The organism is Chromobacterium sp. FG89 (genome assembly GCF_057808735.1).
In genome coordinates this window covers 201,951-221,265 of record NZ_JBMDIQ010000005.1, presented here as the reverse complement: position 1 = coordinate 221,265, position 19,315 = coordinate 201,951, and the positions used below count along the sequence as shown (strand labels likewise).

Annotated in this window: 17 protein-coding genes and 1 other RNA gene; 11 read left to right on the top strand and 7 right to left on the bottom strand. The window is 65.7% G+C overall.

Features of this window, described 5'->3' with window-relative positions; translation table 11 throughout:
* Positions 1-33: 33 nt before the first annotated feature.
* Positions 34-981 (bottom strand): LysR substrate-binding domain-containing protein, encoded by a 948-nt coding sequence (locus ACODRW_RS07285; protein ID WP_488905437.1) that lies wholly within the window; start codon positions 979-981, stop codon positions 34-36.
* Between the two features lie 162 nt (positions 982-1,143).
* On the opposite strand from ACODRW_RS07285, the gene ACODRW_RS07280 reads away from it, so the two are divergent.
* Positions 1,144-2,331, top strand: a complete 1,188-nt coding sequence (locus ACODRW_RS07280; RefSeq protein ID WP_488905436.1) for a M20 aminoacylase family protein — start codon at positions 1,144-1,146, stop codon at positions 2,329-2,331.
* Complete coding sequence (locus ACODRW_RS07275; protein WP_227105628.1) at positions 2,328-3,620, top strand: MFS transporter; 1,293 nt, start codon at positions 2,328-2,330, stop codon at positions 3,618-3,620. The genes ACODRW_RS07280 and ACODRW_RS07275 overlap by 4 nt, the downstream gene beginning before the upstream one ends.
* A gap of 30 nt (positions 3,621-3,650) precedes the next feature.
* On the opposite strand, the gene ACODRW_RS07270 is transcribed toward ACODRW_RS07275, so the two are convergent.
* Positions 3,651-6,830, bottom strand: coding sequence for a bifunctional diguanylate cyclase/phosphodiesterase (locus ACODRW_RS07270; RefSeq protein ID WP_488905435.1), 3,180 nt, complete (start codon positions 6,828-6,830; stop codon positions 3,651-3,653).
* Positions 6,831-6,936: 106 nt separating this feature from the next.
* Here ACODRW_RS07270 and rnpB point away from each other — a divergent pair.
* The 6 genes from rnpB to purD all read left to right on the top strand — a co-directional run bounded on the left by rnpB (position 6,937) and on the right by purD (position 12,447).
* Positions 6,937-7,400, top strand: an RNA gene (gene rnpB, locus ACODRW_RS07265) — RNase P RNA component class A.
* A 128-nt stretch (positions 7,401-7,528) separates the two neighbouring features.
* Positions 7,529-8,572, top strand: coding sequence for a tRNA dihydrouridine synthase DusB (dusB, locus tag ACODRW_RS07260; protein ID WP_107801030.1), 1,044 nt, complete (start codon positions 7,529-7,531; stop codon positions 8,570-8,572).
* 30 nt (positions 8,573-8,602) lie between these two features.
* On the top strand, positions 8,603-8,839 hold the full coding sequence (fis, locus tag ACODRW_RS07255; RefSeq protein ID WP_019100932.1) for a DNA-binding transcriptional regulator Fis: 237 nt from the start codon (positions 8,603-8,605) through the stop codon (positions 8,837-8,839).
* A 73-nt stretch (positions 8,840-8,912) separates the two neighbouring features.
* On the top strand, positions 8,913-10,490 hold the full coding sequence (gene purH, locus ACODRW_RS07250) for a bifunctional phosphoribosylaminoimidazolecarboxamide formyltransferase/IMP cyclohydrolase (RefSeq protein WP_488905434.1): 1,578 nt from the start codon (positions 8,913-8,915) through the stop codon (positions 10,488-10,490).
* A gap of 65 nt (positions 10,491-10,555) precedes the next feature.
* Positions 10,556-11,116, top strand: coding sequence for a lipid IV(A) palmitoyltransferase PagP (pagP, locus tag ACODRW_RS07245; protein ID WP_227105626.1), 561 nt, complete (start codon positions 10,556-10,558; stop codon positions 11,114-11,116).
* 53 nt (positions 11,117-11,169) lie between these two features.
* Positions 11,170-12,447: a phosphoribosylamine--glycine ligase gene (purD, locus tag ACODRW_RS07240; protein ID WP_107801027.1), complete on the top strand. Its 1,278-nt coding sequence runs from the start codon at positions 11,170-11,172 to the stop codon at positions 12,445-12,447.
* Between the two features lie 69 nt (positions 12,448-12,516).
* Here purD and rfbC read toward each other — a convergent pair whose 3' ends face one another.
* From rfbC to rfbB, 4 genes are read right to left on the bottom strand one after another with little or no spacing between them, the layout of a single operon-like run.
* Entirely contained in the window at positions 12,517-13,062 is a 546-nt protein-coding gene (gene rfbC, locus ACODRW_RS07235) for a dTDP-4-dehydrorhamnose 3,5-epimerase (protein WP_227105624.1), read from the bottom strand.
* Between the two features lie 16 nt (positions 13,063-13,078).
* Positions 13,079-13,966 (bottom strand): glucose-1-phosphate thymidylyltransferase RfbA, encoded by an 888-nt coding sequence (gene rfbA, locus ACODRW_RS07230; RefSeq protein WP_205464805.1) that lies wholly within the window; start codon positions 13,964-13,966, stop codon positions 13,079-13,081.
* A complete protein-coding gene (rfbD, locus tag ACODRW_RS07225; protein WP_488905433.1) occupies positions 13,963-14,889 on the bottom strand; it encodes a dTDP-4-dehydrorhamnose reductase in 927 nt (308 codons plus the stop codon). The genes rfbA and rfbD overlap by 4 nt, the downstream gene beginning before the upstream one ends.
* Positions 14,882-15,943: a dTDP-glucose 4,6-dehydratase gene (rfbB, locus tag ACODRW_RS07220; protein WP_488905432.1), complete on the bottom strand. Its 1,062-nt coding sequence runs from the start codon at positions 15,941-15,943 to the stop codon at positions 14,882-14,884. Before rfbB ends, rfbD begins: the two co-directional genes overlap by 8 nt.
* Before the next feature lie 592 nt (positions 15,944-16,535).
* On the opposite strand from rfbB, the gene tsaC reads away from it, so the two are divergent.
* The 3 genes from tsaC to yedA all read left to right on the top strand — a co-directional run bounded on the left by tsaC (position 16,536) and on the right by yedA (position 18,740).
* Positions 16,536-17,096: an L-threonylcarbamoyladenylate synthase type 1 TsaC gene (gene tsaC / locus ACODRW_RS07215; RefSeq protein WP_227105591.1), complete on the top strand. Its 561-nt coding sequence runs from the start codon at positions 16,536-16,538 to the stop codon at positions 17,094-17,096.
* A gap of 26 nt (positions 17,097-17,122) precedes the next feature.
* Positions 17,123-17,791: a protein TolQ gene (tolQ, locus tag ACODRW_RS07210; RefSeq protein ID WP_019101077.1), complete on the top strand. Its 669-nt coding sequence runs from the start codon at positions 17,123-17,125 to the stop codon at positions 17,789-17,791.
* A gap of 85 nt (positions 17,792-17,876) precedes the next feature.
* Positions 17,877-18,740 (top strand): drug/metabolite exporter YedA, encoded by an 864-nt coding sequence (gene yedA / locus ACODRW_RS07205; RefSeq protein ID WP_227105589.1) that lies wholly within the window; start codon positions 17,877-17,879, stop codon positions 18,738-18,740.
* Here the strand turns inward: yedA and ACODRW_RS07200 are convergent.
* On the bottom strand, positions 18,737-19,264 hold the full coding sequence (locus ACODRW_RS07200) for a cytochrome b (RefSeq protein ID WP_488905431.1): 528 nt from the start codon (positions 19,262-19,264) through the stop codon (positions 18,737-18,739). The two genes, yedA and ACODRW_RS07200, sit on opposite strands and share 4 nt — an antisense overlap.
* Positions 19,265-19,315 lie beyond the last annotated feature (51 nt).

Here is a 19,315-nt window from a genome sequence, read left to right as displayed (position 1 = left end):
GCGTCGCCGAAGCGCGCAGGCTTTGAACGGCCTCTAAAACCGCAGCGTCAGCATCCGCGCCAAGGCCCGGTCCTCCGGCCGGGCCGAGCGCATACGCTGGCGCAGCGTCTGCCGCAGGCAGTCGATGAAGCAGCGGGCGGCGTAGCCGTGGGCCTGCCCCTGCAGGCTGATCACGCCGATGACGATATCCTCCATGTCTTCCCGCAGCGACAAGGCCTGGGCCTTGCCGGCGAATTCCGGGCACAGCAGCAAGGGCTCCGGCCCGTAGCTGAGCATGCCGGCCTGGACCAGGCCGGCCAGCAGCGCCATCGACTGCGCGCAGATCAGCCGTTCCGGCGCGATAAGCAGGCCGTGGCGGGTGAACAGCCGGTCCAGCACGTGGCGATAGCTGGAGGGGCTGTAATTGACCACCCAATCCTGTTCCAGCAGCTCGGACAAGGACTGCGCGCGCAGCGCTGGATGGCCGTTGCGGGCGAACACCCGGCCGCCGTGGCTGAACAGCGGCTGGCAATGGAATTCCTGAGCCAGCGGGTCGAACAGCGGGCTGATGGCGAAATCCATCTGGCCGTCGCGTAGCCGCGGCAGCGCCACCGCCAGCAGGCCTTCGAACAATTCCAGCCGGATCGCCGGCAGCCGTTGGCGAAAGCGCAACACCACCTCAGGCAATAGCGTGGGCACCAGCCAGGGCGTGACGCCTATGCACAGCCTGGCGTCGCGCTGGCCGCGCAGCGCCTCTAATTCGTCATGAGCGCGCTCCAGCTGCATCGCCACCTGGCGCGCGTGGATCAGCAAGGCCCGGCCCGCCTCGGTCAGCCGCGCGCCGCTGGCGTGCCGTTGCAACAGGGGCAGCCGCTGTTCTTCCTCCAGTTCGCGCAGCGTTTTGCTGACCGCCGCCTGCGACAGATCCAACATGCGGGCGGCGGCGCGAATGCCGCCGCCGTCGGCCAGCGCGATCAGCGCTTGCAGTTGCTGCAGTTTCATCTCGTCTCCAAACCGACAACCAGAAGTGTTCTCGATCACCGTTCTGCGGCTATTCACCTATTAACTATTGCCGCTAGTCTGGGATCGCAGTCGCGGCGCCGCGTCCGTCGTCGCCACGACAGTGTGCGACAAGAGCGTGATAGACACCAAGGAGACGACGCCATGAACGCCCCCATTCTGCCCGGCATCCGCGATATCGCCCCGGCGATGATCGCGCTGCGCCACGATATCCACGCCCACCCCGAACTGGGCTTCGAGGAGGTGGAGACCCGCCGCCATGTGATCCGCTGCCTGCGCGACTGGGGCTACGAAATCCACGAAGGACTGGGCGTGACCGGCGTGGTCGGCACCCTGCGCCGCGGCGCGGGGCCGAGCATAGGCCTGCGCGCCGATATGGACGCGCTGCCCATCCAGGAAACCACCGGCCTGCCGTGGGCCAGCCGCGTGGAGGGAAAAATGCACGCCTGCGGCCACGACGGCCATACCGCGATGCTGTTGGCGGCGGCTTGCGAGCTGGCGCGGCGCGACAGCTTCAGCGGCACCGTGCATCTGATTTTCCAGCCGGCGGAAGAGGGCAAGGGCGGCGCCAAGCGCATGCTGGACGACGGCCTGTTCCGGCTCTTTCCCTGCGACGCCATCTTCGCCATGCACAATATGCCGGGTTTCCCGGTGGGCCAGCTGGGCTTCCGGCCCGGTCCCTTCATGGCTTCCGCCGACACCGCGGTGATCCGCATCCGCGCCACCGGCGGCCACGGCGCGGTGCCGGACAAGGCGGTGGACCCGGTGGTGGTGGCCGCGTCCCTGGTGATGGCGCTGCAAAGCGTGGTGGCGCGCAATGTGTCGCCGCTGGACATGGCGGTGGTGACGGTGGGGGCCATCCTGGCCGGGGAGGCCCCCAATGTGATTCCGGAGAGCGCGGAAATGCGGCTGAGCATACGCGCCTTGCGGCCGCAGGTGCGCGCCTTGCTGCGCCAACGCATCGAGACGCTGGCCGCGGCCCAGGCCGCCGGCTTCGGCGCGCGCGCCGAGGTGGATTACCAGGACGGTTATCCGGTGCTGGTCAACGACGCGGCGGCCACCGCGCTGGCGAGGCAGGTGGCCGTGGACTGGCTGGGCGAGGGCGGGGTGGTGGCGGAGATGCCGCCGCTGACCGGCAGCGAGGATTTCGCCTTCTGGCTGGAGCGGGTGCCGGGCTGTTATCTGATCATAGGCAATGGCGACGGCGAGGGCGGCTGCATGGTGCACAACCCCGGCTACGACTTCAACGACCAGGCCTTGCCGGTGGGCGCCAGCTACTGGATCAAGCTGGTGGAGCGCTATCTGGGCGGCGCGGCCGGAGGCGGGCAATGACGGCCGCCCAGTTGTCGGCGGCGCGGCCGGCCGCGCCCAGCCGGCGCGCGATCACAGCCATCACCGTGGGCAATGCGCTGGAGTTCTACGACTTCATCGTCTACAGCGCGCTGGCCACCTTGATGGGGCGCTTGTTCTTTCCGTTCAGCGACGAGCCGCTGCTGCAGCTGATGCTGTCCTTCGCGGTGTTCGGCACCGGTTTCATCAGCCGGCCGATAGGCGGCATCGTCATCGGCCTGTACGCGGACCGCAAGGGACGCAAGCCGGCGCTGCGGCTGAGCCTGTGGCTGATGGCGATAGGCTCCATGCTGTTCGTGGTGGCGCCCACCTACGCCCAGGCCGGCCTGCTCGGTCCGGCGCTGGTGGTGCTGGGACGGCTGGTGCAGGGCTTCGCCGTCGGCGGCCAGGTGGGGGCGGCCACCTCGATGTTGATGGAGTACGCCGACGACAAGTCGCGCGGCTACTACTGCAGCTGGCAGCTGTTCAGCCAGGGCCTGGGGGTGTTGGCCGGCACGCTGACGGTGAGTTTGCTGAGCGCGCTGTTGCCGGCGGCGGCGATGGAGGCCTGGGGCTGGCGGCTGGTGTTCGCCATCGGGGTGCTGGCGATTCCGGTGGGCGAGTATATCCGCAGCCAGCTGGACGAGACCGCGGCCTCGGCGGTGGCGCCGCAGGCGACGACGGAACCGGCCGGGCCCTTGCTGCGCCGGCACGGGCGGCAGATATTGGCCGGGGTATTGCTGACCATAGGCGGCACCGGGCCCAACTTCATCATCGCCCACTATCTGGCCAATCACGCGGTGACGGTGCTGGGCATGCCGCTGGCGGTGGCGATCTGGGCGGCGTCGACCGCGGCTCTGTTGCAAGTGCTGCTGTCGGTGGCGGCCGGACGCTGGAGCGACCGTGTCGGCCGTCGCCGTTCCATTCTGTGGCCGCGCTTGGTCTTGCTGCTCTTGCTGTATCCGGGCTTCATGCTGTTGAACGCCGCGCCCGGCCTGCCGACGCTGCTCTTGGTCGTGGTGCTGCTGACGGTGCCGCTGGTGTTGACCGCGGTGCCCAGCATCGCGGTGCTGCCGGAGTTGTTTCCGCGCCGCATCCGCGCCAGCGGCATGTCCATCGTCTACTGCGTGGGCGTGATGATTTTCGGCGGCTTCGCCCAGTTCTTCGCCGCCGGCCTGATCCGGCTGACCGGCGATCCCAACGCGCCGGCGCTGTATGCGGTGTTGTGCATCCTGGTGTCGATGATAGGGCTGGCGATGGTGCCTGAGACGGCGAACCGGCCGCTGGACTGAGCTTGCCGGCCCGGCATCGCCGGGCCGGATTCAGACGGACAGCCGTTGCCGCAGCGCGTCCATTCTTTGTTCCATCGCCTCCGCGGACAGCGGCGCGCCCAGCAGATAACCCTGCATCGCCGAGCAGCCGAGCTTGCCCAGATAGTCCTGCTGCTGCGGATGCTCGACGCCCTCGGCCAGAGTGTCCATGCCCAGCGCGTTGGCCAGGTGGACGATGGCGGAGACGATGGCGGCGTTTTCCTCGTCCTGCGGCAGGTCGATGATGAAGGAGCGGTCTATCTTGATGGTGTCCGGCGCGAAGCGCTTCAGATAGGCCAGGCTGGAATAACCGGTGCCGAAATCGTCTATCGACAAGCGCACCCCCATCGCCTTGATCACCGCCAACTGGCGAGCGGCGAAGTCCGCGTCCTCCATCAGCGTGCTTTCGGTGACTTCGATCTCCAGGCAGTAGCCTGGCAGGCCGCTGCTTTGCAGCGCGTCGCGCACATCGTCGACGAAGTCCGGCCGCGTCAGCTGCCGCGCCGAGACATTGACCGCCATGCGCACCGGGCGCAGGCCGCTGTCGTACCATTGCGCCGCCTGGCGGCAGGCTTCGCCCAGCACCCAGCGCCCCAGCGGCACCACCAGGCCGGTGTCCTCGGCGATGGGGATGAAGCGCGAAGGCATGATCAGGCCGTGTTCCGGATCGCGCCAGCGCACCAGCGCCTCGCAGCCCAGCAGGCGTTCGCCGCTCATATTGAATTGCGGCTGATAAACCAGGTAGAGCTCGCCGTGTTCGATGGCGCGGCGCAGCCGGGTTTCCAGATGTAGCCGTTCGGCCACTTCCACGTTCATTTCCCGGGTGTAGAAGCGGAAAGTGCTGCGGCCGTGCGCCTTGGCGTGGTACATGGCGAGATCGGCGTTCATCAGCAGGTTCTGCAGATCGCGGCCGTCGTCCGGCATCAGGCTGATGCCGATGCTGCAGCTGACGTTGAGCTGATGGGCGCCGATGTCGAAGGGCCGTTGCATCGCGGCCAGCACGCGCTCGGCCACTTGCGCGGCCTCGCCGGGCTGGTCGATGGACGGCAGGATCAGTACGAACTCGTCGCCGCCGGTGCGGCCGACGGTGTCCAGCGCGCCCACGGCGGCGCTTAGGCGGCTGGCCGCCTGTTTCAGCAATTCGTCGCCCAGGCCGTGGCCCAGGGTGTCGTTGATGTTTTTGAAGTGGTCCAGATCGACGAAGAGCACCGCCAGCTGGCCCTGGCGCAACTCGGCCTGACGGATGGCCTGCTGCAGCCGGTCGTTGATCAGCACGCGGTTGGGCAGATCGGTCAGCGCGTCGTACTCGGCCAGGTGCTGCACCCGCGCTTCCTGCTCCTTGCGTTCGGAGATGTCGGTGAACAGCGCCACATAGTGGCTGATCTCGCCCTGTTCGTTCTGCAGCACGCTGATGTTCAGCCATTCCGGGAAGATGTCGCCGTTCTTGCGCCGGTTCCAGATCTCGCCGGACCACTGGCCGCGCTGGGTCAGCTGCTGCCACATGTTTTCGAAGAAGGCCGGTTCGTGGCGGCCGGAGGCGAGCAGGGCGGGAGTCTGGCCCAGCGCCTCGGCCTCCTCGTAGCCGGTGATCGCGCAGAAGGCGCGGTTGACTGCCAGGATGCGGTTGTCCGGGTCGGTGACCAGGATGGCCTCGTTGCTGGATTCGAACACCTTGGCGGCCAGGCGCAGCTGGCGGTCGGTTTGGCGGCGCGCGGTGATGTCCCGGCCGGTGGCGCACAGATAGTCTTCGCCCTGGTAGTTGAGCGGACTGACGGTGACTTCCAGCCATTGCTCCTCGCCGCAGCACTGCAGCCGGGCGTCGAAGGTATGGGGCAGGGCGTCCGCGGCCGGGCGGAACAGCGCGCGGGTCAGCGTCGCGGCGTCGCAACCGCAATCCAGCCGTTGGCGCGCCGCTTGGTTGCAGTAGACGATGTCGCCGGCGGCGTTGCGCAGTGCGATCAGATCGGTGGCGTTGTCCACCATGAAATGGCTGAGGCGCAGATCGCGCGAGCGCTGTTCCAGCGAGAGGTGGCTTTGCTGCAAGTCCTGGCGGTAGCGCTGCACCAGCGCGTTGAGCCAGCGCAGGAAGAACCAGCAGAAGGCGGCGGCGACCAAGAGGGCGGCCAGGGTCAGCAGCAGGGTGGCGACGATGCGTTCACGCAGACTGCGCTCCAGTTCCTGGCGCGCGCGCTGGCTGCTGTCCTCTATGGACTGCACGCGCAGGCTGGTGACCAGGGTCCAGTCCCAGCCGGGCAGCTGGCGCGCGTAGGACAGATAGCGTTCGCCTTGCGGCGCGTCCAGGCTGCTGATCAGGTATTCCATGAAGCCGCCTTGCTTGCCGCGGCGGATCAGTTCGGCGATGCGGCCGCGGTCGGCGCCGGGCAGGGCGGAGTAGTGCTTGCCGTTCATCGCCGGATTGGACGGGTCCAGCAGGATTACGCCGTGGCGGTCTATGATCATGAAGTCGCCGCTGTCGTGGCCGAAGCGCATGCGCGCCAGCATCTCCAGGCCTTGCTTCTGCATGTCGGTTTCGACGTTGTTCAGGTATTCGCCGCTGCCTATCAGCCAGTTGTAGGGGCCGAAGCGGCGGGCGTAGGCGACTTTCTCGCTCATCTCGCCGCGGCCCGGCTGGTACCAGCGGTAGGAGCTGAAGCCGCGCTGTTGCGGGTTGTCCACCGACTCGATCAGCGCGCGCATGATGTAGCGGCCCTGATCGTCGCGGTTGGCCAGCAGCGAGCCGCCCTCCAGCTGCGGCGCGGTGGGCAGCAGCACGCAGCGTCCGTCCAGGCCGTCGATGAAGAAATAGCCGCGGCCGTCGAAGTAGCGCAGCGGCCGCAGCGCCTCCGCGATCAGCCGCTGCACCTGATGCGGCGGGCGGCGCAGGCGTTCCTGGCGCCAGATGGCGTCGGCCAGGTTCCAGGCCTGGTCCACCTGTTCGCGCAGCCTTTGCTTCAGGGTGTCGTTGGTGCGTTCGCGCAGCGCGGACAGGGTTTGCGCGGCGTGGTCGGCGTAGGAGCGCAGGTAGTCGCGCGCGCGCGCGTAAGCGTCCTGGCGTATGGTGTGCTGGCGGGCCTGGAAATCGTTCCAGCTGCTCAGCAGGAAGTAGCTGGACAAGGTCAGCGCCAGCATGAACACAATGGCGAGCGTGCCAAACAATTGCAGACGGGACAGCTTGGCCTGATTCAACTCCATGTTTTTGTCGTTATCGCTCGATGGACCCGCCAGTATAAGGGATTATCGCGTTTGTCATGGCAAAATGTCGGGCCGGCCGGGGCGGAATCGGGTAGAATGGCGGCCGGAAGTTGGCCAGGCAGTCGCTGCGTTCGTTCGCAAGAACGGACGGGGAGGAAAGTCCGGGCTCCGCAGAGCAGGATGCCGGTTAATGGCCGGACGTCGTGAGGCGATGGAAAGTGGCGCAGAGAGCTGAACCGCCGATGGCCGGAGGAAGCGTCCGCAAGGACGTGGACTCTTGATTTCGCCGCGCAAGCGGCGAGACGGATCAGGCAAGGGTGAAAAGGTGTACTGGCCGGGCGAGAGTCCGGTCGGACAGATAGGGTGTGGTGCCCTATTCTGCGGTAAGAGCGCACCGCGGACGTGGTAACACGGACGGCAGGCAAAACCCCATCCGGAGCAAGACCAAATAGGGGGAATTGACGTTGCTCGCGTATATCCCCGGGTAGGTCGCTTGAGCCTGTCGGTAACGGCAGGCCTAGAGGAATGACTGTCCAACGACAAGACCCGGCTTATCGGCCAACTTCCACCTCATCCCCGCGACCCCATGGCTTGACGCTATGGGGTTTGCTCAAAAAATAAGCAAAAAAAATCCACGTTCCTGGGAAAAAGCTTTACAATACCGGCCCTTCAGTCAGCTATCCCAGAGTTTCGCAAGCATGCGCATTGGTTCGTACACATTGAAAAACCGGCTGATCGTGGCGCCCATGGCCGGGGTGACGGATAGACCGTTCCGCATGCTGTGCAAGCAATTGGGCGCCGGCATGGCGGTATCGGAAATGATCACCTCCAACAAGGCGCTGTGGACCACGGCCAAGACCTTGCGCCGCGCCGACCACGCCGGCGAGGTGGAGCCGATCTCGGTGCAGATCGCCGGCTCCGATCCGGCTCAGATGGCCGAGGCGGCGCGGCTCAACGTGGAGCGCGGCGCGCAGATCATCGACATCAATATGGGCTGTCCGGCCAAGAAGGTGTGCAATGTGGCCGCCGGTTCGGCCTTGCTGCGCGACGAGGCGCTGGTGGGACGCATCCTGGAGGCGGTGGTCAAGGCGGTGGACGTGCCGGTGACGCTGAAGACGCGCACCGGCTGGAGCCCGGAACACCGCAACGCGCTGCGGGTGGCCAAGCTGGCCGAGGATTGCGGCATCGCCGCGCTGGCCTTGCACGGCCGCACCCGCGAGGACATGTATCGCGGCGCGGCCGAGTACGACACGATACGCGAGGTGAAGAGGCAGATCCGGATTCCGCTGATCGCCAACGGCGACATCGATACCCCGCAGAAAGCACAGTGGGTGCTGGAACATACCGGCGCCGATGCCATCATGATAGGACGGGCGGCCCAGGGCAGGCCGTGGATTTTCCGCGAAATCCAGCATTTTCTGGAGAGCGGCGAATGCCTGCCGCCGCCGGAAGTGAGCGAGATCCGCCAGCTCTTGCTGGGGCATCTGGATGAGCTATACCAGTTTTACGGCGAATATTCGGGCTGCCGCATCGCCCGCAAGCACATCGCCTGGTACACCAAGGGACTGCAGGGCGGCAACGCGTTCCGCCAGCAGATGTACCAACTCGAGTCCACGGCGGAGCAGCGCTTGGCCGTGGCGGCCTATTTCGACCGTTTGGCCGGGGACTCTGAACGGCTGGTGTATTTGGATGGCGCTGGGGAAGCGTTGGACCACGACTCGGAGACGGTGGTGGATGGCTAATTCCAATCAGACTTGGACAGAATAATAACCATGCAGAACAATGACCATATCTCGCAGTCGGTGCGGCTGGCGATGGAACAGTATTTCAGGGACCTGGATGGCGAGAACCCCTCCGCCATCTACGACATGGTGTTGGCTTGCGTGGAAAAGCCATTGCTCGAGGTGGTGCTGATACACACCCAGGGCAATCAGACCCGGGCGGCGGAGTTGCTGGGATTGAACCGCAACACCCTGCGTAAAAAGATGAAGTCTTATGATTTGATATGAAGACAAACCGGCCATACCGAATAGGGTGGCCGGTTTTTTTTGTGTTCCTTTTTAGTTAACGCGGTAGAGAACCATGAGCAAAATCGAACGCGCGCTGATCAGCGTCTCCGACAAGAGCGGCATTCTGGAATTCGCCCAGGCCCTGGCTTCCCAAGGGGTGCACATCCTGTCCACAGGCGGCACCGCCAAACTGCTGGCCGACGCCGGCGTGCCGGTGACCGAGGTGTCCGACTACACCGGCTTCCCGGAAATGCTGGACGGCCGGGTCAAGACCCTGCATCCGAAAGTGCACGGCGGCATCCTGGGCCGTCGCGATCTGCCGGAGCATGTGGCCAAGATGGCCGAGCATGAGATCGGCAACATCGATCTGGTTTGCGTCAACCTCTACCCGTTCGAAGCCACCATCGCCAATCCGGACTGCGAACTGGAAGACGCGATCGAGAACATCGACATCGGCGGCCCGACCATGGTGCGTTCCGCCGCCAAGAACTGGGCGCACGTGGCCATCGTCACCGACGCCGCCGATTACGCGGCGCTGGCGGAGGAGATGCGCGCCAACGGCGGCGCGTTGTCCAAGGCCACCCGCTTCGAATTGGCCAAGAAGGCCTTCACTCACACCGCGGCTTACGACGGCGCGATTTCCAACTACCTGACCAGCCTGGCCGACGGCGCGCTGGCGGGCAAGCCGGAACGCGTGGCCTTCCCCAAGCGCCTCAACGCCCAGTTCGTCAAAGTGCAGGACATGCGCTACGGCGAGAACCCGCACCAGGCGGCCGCCTTCTATCGCGATCTGGACCCGGCCGCCGGCTCCATCGCCAATTACCGTCAGCTGCAGGGCAAGGAACTGTCCTATAACAACATCGCCGACGCCGACGCCGCCTGGGAAGCGGTGAAGACCTTCGACGACATCGCCTGCGTCATCGTCAAGCACGCCAACCCCTGCGGCGTGGCGGTGGCGGGCGACACCTTGAGCGCCTACCGGCTGGCTTTCGCCACCGACACCACCAGCGCCTTCGGCGGCATCATCGCCTTCAACCGCCCGGTGGACGCCGCCACGGTGGAAGCGGTGACCGGCCAGTTCCTGGAAGTGTTGATCGCGCCGGCTTTCACCGAGGAAGCCAAGGCCGTGATCGCCGCCAAGAAGAATGTGCGCGTGCTGGAAATCCCGCTGGAGATCGGCGCCAACCGCTTCGAACTGAAGCGCGTCGGCGGCGGCGTGCTGGTGCAGACGCCGGACATCCGCAATGTGGGCCTGGACGAATTACGCGTGGTGACCCAGCGTCAACCGACGCCGCAGGAGCTGTCCGATCTGCTGTTCGCCTGGCGCGTGGCCAAATATGTGAAGTCGAATGCAATTGTTTTCTGTAAAAATGGTCAGACTGCCGGTATCGGCGCAGGCCAGATGAGCCGCGTCGATTCCACCCGCATCGCCGCGCGCAAGGCGGCCGACGCCGGCTTGAGCCTGCAGGGCGCGGTGGCGTCGTCCGACGCCTTCTTCCCCTTCCGCGACGGCATCGACGTGATCGCCGAGCAGGGGATCAAGGCCATCATTCAGCCGGGCGGTTCGATGCGCGACGAAGAAGTCTTCGCCGCCGCCGACGAGCACGGCATCGCGATGGTGCTGACCGGGGTGCGTCACTTCCGCCACTGAGCGGTTCCGATTAACCGGAGGAGGCCGGCATGCCGGCTTCTTTACATGGATTTGTTGTTTTTCCGATGAGAGCAATTGTTTGTTGGCTGGGCGCCGGCTTGTTGGCGTCCGCCAGCCTGGCGGCGCAGGCCGAAGAGACGGCCGCCGAGCCGCAAGGTTTCTGGCAACGCGGCCGCGCCAACATCGAGGCGACCTGGCGTTCCGACCAGTACGAGTTGTACGTGCCGGCGGTGACGTGGCACAACCGCGCCTTCTACGATAGAGAGAAGATCCGGCAATTCAACGAACGGCCGTGGGGCTTGGGCGCGGGACGTTATCGCTACGACGCCGACGGCGACTGGCACGCGGTGTACGCGATGGCCTTCCTGGATTCGCACAAGGATGTCGAGCCCTTCGTCGGCTACGCCTTCCAGAAAATATGGCGCCCATTGGACGGCTGGCGCTTGGGCGCGGGCTTTACCGCCGGCGTCACTGCGCGCTCGGACTACAGCTACGCGCCCTTGCCGGCGGTGCTGCCGCTGGTGTCGGTGGAATACCGCCGCCTGGCCTTGCAGGCCACTTATATCCCGGGCGGGCACAACAACGGCAATGTCTTGTTCGCCTGGCTGCGTTGGCAGTTGGGCTGAGTGAAGAATCCGGCGCGTTGCGACGCGCCGTAAAAACGAGTGGAGCATCGAACATGAAAGTACTGGTTATCGGCTCCGGCGGACGCGAGCACGCGCTGGCCTGGCGCATCGCCAAGTCGCGCCGGGTATCCAAGGTCTTCGTCGCGCCCGGCAACGCCGGCACCGCGCTGGACCCCAATCTGACCAACGTCGAGCTCGGCAGCGTGGCGGAGTGGGTGGCTTTCGCCAAGCAGGAGAAGATCGAACTGACGGTGGTGGGCCCGGAAGCGCCGCTGGCGGCCGGCGTGGTCGACGCCTTCCGCGCCGAAGGGCTGCGAATCTTCGGCCCCACCCAGTATTGCGCGCAGCTGGAAAGCTCCAAGGATTTCGCCAAGGCCTTCATGAAGCGCCACGGCATTCCCACCGCCGCGTACGAAACCTTTAGCGACGCCGCCGCCGCCCATGCCTATGTCGACGCCAAGGGCGCGCCCATCGTGATCAAGGCCGACGGCCTGGCCGCCGGCAAGGGCGTGGTGGTGGCGCTGACGCTGGACGAGGCGCACGCCGCCATCGACGATATGCTGGTGGGCAACAAGATGGGCAGCGCCGGCGCGCGCGTGGTGATCGAGGACTTCCTGCAGGGCGAGGAGGCCAGCTTCATCGTGATGGTGGACGGCGACCACGTGTTGCCGATGGCCACCAGCCAGGACCACAAGCGCTTGCTGGATCAGGATCAGGGCCCGAACACCGGCGGCATGGGCGCCTACAGCCCGGCGCCGGTAGTGACGCCGGCGGTGCACAACCGGGTGATGCGCGAAATCATCCTGCCCACGGTGCTGGGCATGAAGAAGGACGGCCACAGCTATACCGGCTTCCTCTACGCCGGGCTGATGATAGACGCGCAGGGCAATCCTTACACCATCGAGTTCAACTGCCGCTTCGGCGATCCGGAAACCCAGCCCATCATGGCGCGTCTGAAGTCGGACTTCACCGTGTTGCTGGAAGCCGGCGTCAACGGCCGCCTGAACCAGGTGGAGGCGGAATGGGACCGGCGCGTGGCCTTGGGCGTGGTGCTGGCGGCCGAAGGCTATCCGGAAGCGCCGCGCAAGGGCGATCTGATCAGCGGCCTGCCGCCGGAGAGCGAGGACGGTATGGTGTTCCACGCCGGCGTCAGCCTGGACGCGGACAAGCAGCTGCGCAGCAACGGCGGCCGCGTGCTGTGCGCGGTGGGCCTGGGCGACAGCGTCAAGATGGCGCAGGGTAAGGCTTACGTGCTGGCCGACCAGATTCAGTTCGCCGGCAAGCAGATGCGCCGCGACATCGGCGCGCGCGCTATCGGCCGCAAACATTAGCGTCTTGCCGCTTGATAGAGAAACAGCGCCGCAAGCGGCGCTGTTTTCATTTTCGGGCTTGGTTCCGGCTCAGCCCAGTTCGGCCTGGCGCAGGCCGGGCGCGGCGCCGTCCTTGGCCGACAGTTGCGGCTCGCCGTCCAGCGGCCAGGCAATGGCCAGCTCCGGATCGTTCCAGGCGATGGAACGCTCCAGCTCCTTGAACCAATAGTCGGTGGTTTTGTACAGGAACTCGGCGCTGTCCGACAGGGTGAGGAAGCCGTGAGCGAAACCGGGCGGCACCCAGAGCTGACGTTTATTGGCGGCGGACAGGTGTACGCCCACCCATTGGCCGAAACTGGCTGAGCCGGGGCGGATGTCGACGGCGACGTCGAAGACTTCGCCGGCGATCACCCGCACCAGCTTGCCCTGGGCGTGCGGCGCCAGCTGATAGTGCAGGCCGCGCAGCACGCCCTTGGCCGAGCGGCTGTGATTGTCCTGGACGAAGGGCGCGGCGCGGCCGACGGCGGCTTCGAAACGCTGTTGATTGAAGCTTTCGAAAAAGAAGCCGCGTTCGTCGCCGAATACGGCAGGTTCGATGATTTTGACGTCGGGAATGCGGGTGTCGATGATATTCATGTGTCGCTCGTCAAGATCAATAGACCGGCTGATCCAGCATCGCCAGCAGGTAGCGGCCGTAGCCGGTCTTCTGCAGCGGTTTGGCCAGTAGGCGCACCTGCTCGTCGCCTATCCAGCCGGAACGGTAGGCCACTTCCTCCGGGCAGGCCACTTTCAGGCCCTGACGGCTTTCTATGGTGGCGATGAACTGGCTGGCTTCCAGCATGGATTCATGGGTGCCGGTGTCCAGCCAGGCGTAGCCGCGGCCCATGGTCTGCACCGAGAGCTGGCCCTGTTGCAAATAGACGTTGTTGACGTCGGTGATCTCCAGCTCGCCGCGCGGCGAGGGTTTGATCGCCTTGGCGATGTCCACCACCTGCTCGTCGTAGAAGTACAGCCCGGTCACCGCGTAATTGGACTTGGGCTGCGCTGGTTTTTCCTCGATGGACAGCGCTTTGCCGTCGGCGTCGAAGGCCACCACACCGTAGCGTTCCGGGTCGTTGACGCGGTAGGCGAACACGCTGGCGCCGCTGCGCTTGGCGTTGGCGTCTTGCAGCAAGGCGGAAAAGTCGTGGCCGTAATAAATGTTGTCGCCCAGCACCAGCGCCGACGGCGCGCCGGCCAGGAAGTCCTCGCCGATGATGAAGGCCTGGGCCAGGCCGTCCGGACTGGGCTGCACCGCGTATTGCAGCCGCAGCCCCCATTGGCTGCCGTCGCCCAGCAGTTGTTCGAAACGGGGCGTGTCCTGCGGGGTGGAGATGATCAGGATCTCGCGGATGCCGGCCAGCATCAGCGTGGTCAGCGGATAGTAGATCATCGGTTTGTCGTAGATGGGCAGCAATTGTTTGCTGACGGAAATGGTGGCCGGGTACAGCCGGGTGCCGGAGCCGCCGGCCAGGATGATGCCTTTGCGTGCCTGAGTCATTGAGTGTCTTTCTGTTGCGGCTGGGCGCCGAGTTCGGCCAGCACTTGTTTGACGCCGCTTTCCCAGGGCGGCAGCGCAAGGCCGAAGGTCTGCCGCAGCTTGGCGCAATCCAGCCGGGAGTTGGCGGGGCGCGGCGCCGGCAATGGATAGTCGGCGGTGGTGATCGGCTCGATGTCGGCCGGCGACAGCCGCAGCGCATAGCCCAGTCTGCCGGCCTCGGCCACCAGGAAGCGGGCGTAGCCGTGCCAACTGGTTTCGCCCTGCGCCGCCAGGTGGTAGCTGCCGTAGGCGAAGCCGGCCGGGTCGCGCAGATAGTCGCGCAGCAGGGCCACGGTGACGTCGGCGATCAGGGCGGTGGAGGTGGGCGCGCCGATCTGATCCGCCACCACCTTCAGGCTGTCGCGTTCCTGCGCCAGGCGCAGAATGGTCTTCAAAAAGTTGCCGCCATGGGCGCCGAACACCCAGCTGGTGCGCAGAATCAAGTGCCGCGGCGCGGCGGCGCGCACCGCCTCCTCGCCCGCCCATTTGCTTTGGCCGTAGACCGAGCGCGGCCGGGCCGGGTCGTCCTCGCGCCAGGGCTGTTCGCCGGCGCCGTCGAATACGTAGTCGGTGGAGTAGTGCAGCAAGAGCGCCTGGTGCTGAGCCGCCCATTGCGCCAGCAGCGCCGGCGCGGCGGCGTTGACCGCATGCGCCTGTTCCGCCTCGCTCTCGGCGCGGTCCACCGCGGTGTAGGCGGCGGGATTGACGATGATGTCGGGCTGGTGGCGTTCCAGCGCCTGGCGGACGCTGTCTGCCCGGCTCAGGTCCAGTTCGGCCCGGCTGAGCGCGACGACCTCGCCCAGCGGCGTCAGCGCGGTCCGCAACCGATGGCCGAGCTGGCCGTTGACCCCGGTCAGCAGAATGGTGGGTGAGCGCTCAGCCATAGTGCTGGTTCACCCAGTCGCGATAAGCGCCGCTGCTGACGTTGGCGACCCAATCCTGATGTTGCAGATACCAGGCGACGGTTTTGCGGATGCCGCTATCGAAGGTTTCCTGCGGCTTCCAGCCCAATTCGCGCTCCAGCTTGCGCGCGTCTATCGCGTAGCGGCGGTCGTGGCCGGGGCGGTCGGCGACGAAGGCGATCTGTTCGGCGTAGCGGCGCGCCGGGTCGGCTTGAGGCGCCAACTCGTCCAGCAGCGCGCAGATCGCCTTGACCACGTCCAGATTGGTTTTCTCGTTCCAGCCGCCGACATTATAGGTTTCGCCGGGCACGCCGGCTTCCAGCACGCGGCGGATGGCGCTGCAATGGTCTTTGACGTAGAGCCAGTCGCGCACCTGGCTGCCGTCGCCGTAGATGGGCAGCGGCTTGCCGGCCAGGGCGTTGAGGATCACCAGCGGAATCAGCTTCTCCGGGAAGTGATAGGGGCCGTAGTTGTTGCTGCAATTGGTGGTCAGCACCGGCAGGCCGTAAGTGTGGTGCCAGGCGCGCACCAGGTGGTCGGACGCGGCCTTGGACGCCGAGTAGGGGCTGTTGGGCTCATAGCGGTGGAGCTCGGAGAAGGGCGCGTCGTCGGGTCCCAGCGTGCCGTAGACTTCGTCGGTGGAGACGTGCAGCAGGCGGAAGGCGGCGCGGTCCGCGTCCGCCAGCCTTGTCCAGTAGCCGCGCACGCTCTCCAGCAGATTGAAGGTGCCCACCACATTGGTCTGGATGAAGTCGCCTGGTCCGTGGATGGAGCGGTCGACATGGCTTTCCGCGGCGAAATTGAGCACCGCGCGCGGCTGGTGTTCGGCCAGCAGGGCGTCGAGCAGCGCGCGGTCGCCGATGTCGCCGCGCACGAAGACATGGCGCGGGTCCTGTCCCAGGGTTTTCAGGGTGTCGAGATTGCCGGCGTAGGTCAGCGCGTCGAGATTGATGATGCGCTCATCGCTCTGCGCCAGCCAGTCCAGCACGAAATTGCCGCCGATGAAGCCGGCGCCGCCAGTGACCAAAATGCTCATATTGTTCTTTCAATAGCTTGAATCAGAAAACTGGCTCATTGCGGCCGCGGGATGGTACGGCTGCAAGAGGATGACAAAAATATTTTATGGGTTCAATGAATAATATCGACAGCTTGGCTAGGTTCCAAATGCTTAAAAATATCGGAGCGGGGCGGTGAAGGAAAGGGGCAGATTTATGGCATTTTTACAGTTGGCATCGGAAATTCGACATTGACTTGATGCGGCTTCTCCTAGATTGGAGGTGAATGGCGAAGGCCGGCCTGCTTATAGGCCGGAGACCGAGCCTGATGTCGAGGAGAGTTCATCGTGAGTCGTATCGCATCGCCGGCAGTGCCGGGGGCCGGAGGCCGATGGCGCGGGGTCGCGCATTTCCTGCGTCATGAGCGCCGCTGCTGGCGCCGGCTGGCGTATTGGTTGAAGCAATTTCGCAGCGACAGGCCGCCGCTTCGCTGCTACGCCTGGCGGCCGGCGCCGGAGGATGTTGACGACGCGGCGTTGAAGCGCTAGGTCGCCGCCGCGGACAGCGGTACAATGCGGCTTTACTTTCGCATCGCCGTCCATCATGAAGTTCACGCCAGGCCAGGTGCGGCCCGTGCCCCGTCTGCCCGGCCGCGCCCTGCAACAGCAGGCCCGCGCCGCCTTGAAGCAAGGCGAGGTCATCGCCTATTCCACCGAGTCCTGCTACGGCCTGGGCTGCAATCCGCTGGATGTGCGCGCCATCCGCAAAATTCTGGCGATCAAGGCCAGGCCCAATCACAAGGGGCTGATCGTGATCGCGGCCGACGTCTCCCAGATCCGTCATCTGATCCGTCCGTTGAGCGCCGCCCAATACGCGGAACTGGCGCGCTACTGGCCCGGTCCATATACTTTTTTGCTGCCGGCCTCGAGCCGGGTGCCGCCGGCCTTGCGCGGCAAACACGACAAGATCGCCGTGCGCGTGACAGCGCATGGCGAGGCGGCGGCCTTGTGCCGCAGCCTGGGCACGGCGCTGGTGTCCACCTCGGCCAACCGCGCCGGCCAGCAATCGCTGAAAACCGCGCGGGCCTGCCGCGAGGCTTTCCGCCAGCGGGTGCTGACCCTGCCGGGCCGCATCGGCAAGCGGCGCAAACCGTCCACCATCATTGATTTGGAAACAGGCCGCGTGTTGCGCTGAGCCTGGCGATTACAAGAGGAGTTGCCGTGCAACAGATTTCCTTCCTGAGCCTGATCCTGGACGCCAGCCTGATGGTGCAATTGGTGATGGCCGGCCTGGCCTTGATGTCGGTGCTGTCCTGGGCCCTGATCTTCAACAAGATCGCCGTGCTGCGCGCGGCGCGGCGCAATAGCGACGAGTTCGAGCGTAATTTCTGGAGCGGCGCGGACCTGAACCGCTTGTACGAGGACGCCAGCCGCCGTAGCGACACCGTGGGCATGGAGCGCATTTTCCAGTCCGGTTTCGCCGAGTTCCTGAAGCTGCGCGGCCGCAACGGCACCGAGCTGTCCGACATCATGGCCGGCTCGCGCCGGGCGATGAAGGCGGCGGCGCAGCGCGAGCTGGACGCCCTGGACAGCCACACCTCCTTCCTCGCCACTGTTGGTTCGGTCAGTCCTTACATCGGCCTGTTCGGCACGGTGTGGGGCATCATGCATGCCTTCATCGGCCTGGGCAACGCCGGCCAGGCCACCTTGTCCACGGTGGCGCCGGGCATCGCCGAGGCGCTGGTGGCCACCGCCATCGGCCTGTTCGCCGCGATTCCGGCGGTGGTGGCCTACAACCGCTTCGCCACCGACGTCGACCGCTTGGCTACCCGCTTCGACAGTTATATGGAAGAGTTCTCCAACATCTTGCAGCGCTTGGCCACGCGTTAAGCCTGGCCCGTCCGCGGCAAAATTGGACTTGCCACGGACATTCCCATACGGCATGGTATCCGGTTCCACTTTCCCGAGCCGCACCATGCCGTTTTCGCGCATTCCCCCGCTGACCTTAGCCGCTTTCTTCGCCTTGTACGTGATCTGGGGCTCCACCTATATGGGCATACGCATAGGCATCGAGTCCTGGCCGCCGATGATGATGGCCGGCCTGCGCTTTTCCCTGGCCGGCTGGCTGATGCTGGCCTACCTATGCTTGCGCAAATACCCGATGCCGAACGCGCGCGAGCTGGGCGGCGCCGCCTTGCTCGGCGTGCTGATGCCGGCGGTGGGCAACGGCTTGGTCACGGTGGCGGAGAAAGACGTGTCCTCAGGCGTGGCCGCCTTGGTGATCGCCACCGTGCCGCTGTTCACCCTGTTGTTCGCGCGCATGTTCGGTCAAAAGGCGCGCAAGGTGGAATGGGCCGGCATCGGTCTGGGCGTTTGCGGCATGGTGCTGTTGAATATGGGGGCCAATCTGAAGGCCAGCCCCAGCGGCGCTGCGCTGCTGCTGCTGGCCTCCGCCGGTTGGGCGCTGGGCTCGGCCTGGAGCCGCCATCTGGCTCAGCCCAAGGGACCGATGGGCAGCGCCTGGATGATGATCTTCGGCGGCGCAGCCTTGTTGTTGGCCAGCCAGGCTTATGGCGAGAAGCTGCAGGCGATGCCGACGCTGTCCAGCTGGCTGGCCTTGTTTTACCTGGCGGTGTTCGGCTCCATCATCGCTTACAGCGCCTATCTGCACTTGCTGAAGACGGTGTCTCCGGCCGCCGCCACCAGCTACGCCTACGTCAACCCGGTGATCGCGGTTTTGCTGGGCGTGGTCTTCCTCGGCGAGCACATCGGCCTGCACGAGATGCTGGCGATGAGCGTGATCGTGGCGGCGGTGGTCTTGATCAGCTGGCGGCGTTAGCCCGTCAGCAGCGACATGCGCCGCAGCAGGCGCCGGCCTTGGCGCTGGTGTTGAATCACCGCGCCGATGTGGGCGGTCAATAGCAGAGCCAGCAGCACATTGCTGGCGAAGTGCAGCTTGGCCAGCGCGCGTGTGGCCGCGCCGGCTTCCAGGCTGGGCGGCAGCGTGATCAGGCCGAACAGATCGACCGGCCGCTCCATCATCAGCCAGCCGCTGGCCAGCGATAGACAGCTCAGCAGATAGAGCAGCGCGTGGGCGCGGCGCGCCAGCCGGTGCTTGGCGGGCGGAACGCCGGCCGGCGGCGGCATGCGGAAGCTGGCGCGGTAAACAACGCGCAGCAGGAAGACCGGCATCAACAAGGTGGTCAGCGCAACGTTGAACGGCGGAATCGCCGCGGCGACGGCGGGCGGCAGCGCGCCGGAGGCGAGCGCGAAGCCGCTGATCATCGCCCACAGGATCACGACTGCGCAAATCCAGTGCAGCCAGGCGGCGATGGGCGGATAGGTCTGGGTTGAGGTTTCCATCGGAATCGGCTTTCTTGCGAATCCCGGCAGGCGACGCGCGGCCGCCGTCCT